General features: G+C 32.8%; 1 protein-coding gene and 1 pseudogene. Both read left to right on the plus strand.

The genetic code is table 11. From position 1 onward, the window contains the following. The first annotated feature begins 406 nt into the window (after positions 1–406). Complete coding sequence (locus tag WYK_RS06275) at positions 407–664, plus strand: hypothetical protein (protein WP_040373705.1); 258 nt, start codon at positions 407–409, stop codon at positions 662–664. Positions 665–1,168: 504 nt separating this feature from the next. Beyond that, positions 1,169–1,352 (plus strand): annotated as a pseudogene (locus WYK_RS06280) (GNAT family N-acetyltransferase); the annotation flags it as partial.

A 1,352-nucleotide genomic window follows, 5' to 3' on the forward strand; every position in this document is an offset into this window, starting at 1 on the left:
TTGGCGGCCTTTTGAACGTATGATTCTTAGCATAATCATACATTCAAAATCAGATAAAAAAATTCTATTGTTTCATGGTAAAATTAGTAAGTGTTATTTGTATCAATCAAAAATTTCTTATCGAAGCCATAAGAAGACCACCGATCGGCAGCCTTTTGAAGGTATAATCTTTAAGTTAATCAAACATTTAAATTCAAATGAAAAAATACCCTTGTTCAACTATCGGGACAGGTTAGTTCATTAAGAAATGAAACGTGATTTGACGCTATTCTTTTTATAGCTGATTTTCACTTTTACTGGCATACAAACGCTTCTCTATTCCTCCTTAATAATGCTTAGTTAAATAATTTTATTGACCCTTCGATTGGTCATTTATGGTAAAGTGACCAATAAAGGGGGAGTTGAATTGAGAAAGTATCTAGGCATTATATCTATTCTAATACTAATAGGAACCTACTGCATTTTCTATATACCTGGAATTGATAAATTACCATTACCTCACTGGTTTTTGTATGTGTTTTTTTTGACTGGCTATATCGCTGCTGCCTTTGCTTCATGGTACAGTCATAGTGGGTTTTGGAGAAGAGCGTCAGCAACGATTTTAATTATTCTTCCAATTGGTTTCATTATTCTCGTTGTAGGAATTTCTATATCAGGATTGTAACGGTTAAAAAATAATTACTAAAACTTCGCTAACTTCTCTCCTGTAAAAGAAGGCGGGGAGGCAGAACTTGGAGCAATTTATATAAACCCAGAATACCAAGGAAAAGGAACCTAAATGGTGCGATAGTTTAACAAGGGTTGCTGAGGCGACCTTTTTCTTATGGAACTATCGAGAGCATTAGTGTCATGAGACGGCCGCCAATTGGCGTTATTTGAATGTATGATTCTTAACATAATCATACATTCAAATTCAAGTGAAAATTCTCCTTTTTTAGAGCTAACGGGTCAGGCTAGCGATAAACTACCATCAAAAAAGTCCCCAATTTTTAAAAGAGTTTACAGGTGATTACTGGAATGATAATCTTGATTAGCCTTAATACTGGATAGAAAGGTTTTAAGTTCCTTTATTTCGGAATAAATATAATAGGAGTCGCTGCCAATAACATATACCTATTTTTAAATTTGTTTTTGTCTATAGCCTGCAATTTATGATAGGAGTGTAATAATGATTGAATTAAAAACAGATAGATTAAGAATAATTCCATTGAATGCAGAAAATTTGAAATTACTAATTGATAGTCAAAAGGAAATGGAATTAAAGTTATGTTTATGTGAAACAGAAAGTTATCTTGATTCAGAACTTAAACAAGCTCTGGAAATCAGACTTTCAAAGTTATTGGATGATGAGC

It is taken from the genome of Peribacillus psychrosaccharolyticus ATCC 23296 (assembly GCF_000305495.1).
GTDB lineage: Bacteria > Bacillota > Bacilli > Bacillales > DSM-1321 > Peribacillus > Peribacillus psychrosaccharolyticus.